Here is a 745-nt window from a genome sequence, read left to right on the forward strand (position 1 = left end):
CATATAGACTATTACAAGTAAAAGTGAGACTGCTTAACACAAGGGAAGCTTGCAACATTCTTAAGATATCAAAGAGAACCCTTTACAAGTACATAAAGACAGGCAAGCTTCCTTGTGTAAGGCTTTCAAGTAAGGCAATAAGAATCAGGGAGACAGACATAATGGAGTTAATCTCAGAGAGAACCATAATTTATGAGCCTACAGAAAGGACTGAGGCAGTGGCAAAAAAAGTTCTTGAAAAAATCCTTTCAAGGGGTTAAATTATGAAAAAGCTCTTTGACAAGCTCGGTAAACCTTGCATTGCCACAATGAGGAGGTAACCATGGGATTGTTTAAGCGTGGCAATGTATGGTGGGCTTCTGTTACCCATAATGGTAAGCAGTATCGTTTTAGTTGCAACACTCAGGATAAGACAGAAGCTCAATCCATTTATGCAAAAGTGTTACTTGAACTTAGACAAGGCAATTTAAGAATCCAGAGAAAAGAGCCAAAAGAGCCAGAGGCTAAAAAACCTTCTTATGCTGAATACTATCAGGAGCAATACTTAAAATGGTGTAAAGGAAGACATCTATATTACAAGATAAAAAGATATATTCCATCTATTCTTCCTGAGTGGTTTAAAAAACTTAAAATCTATCAAATTAGTAACAAAGAAGTTGAACTGCTTCAGACTCACTTCATGGAGAAAGGCTATTCAGTGGCTACCTGTAACAGATCCCTAAGCATAGTTAAGCCATCATTTACA

General features: G+C 36.9%; 2 protein-coding genes. Both read left to right on the forward strand.

The window, feature by feature from the left end:
• Positions 1–260 (forward strand): helix-turn-helix domain-containing protein (locus tag N2257_10755; protein ID MCX7794864.1); only part of this gene is annotated, 260 nt, incomplete at its 5' end.
• A 62-nt stretch (positions 261–322) separates the two neighbouring features.
• A partial coding sequence (locus tag N2257_10760; GenBank protein MCX7794865.1) for a hypothetical protein occupies positions 323–745 on the forward strand: 423 nt, incomplete at its 3' end.

It is taken from the genome of Thermodesulfovibrionales bacterium (genome assembly GCA_026417875.1).
In the GTDB taxonomy this organism is placed as follows: Bacteria; Nitrospirota; Thermodesulfovibrionia; order Thermodesulfovibrionales; family CALJEL01; genus CALJEL01.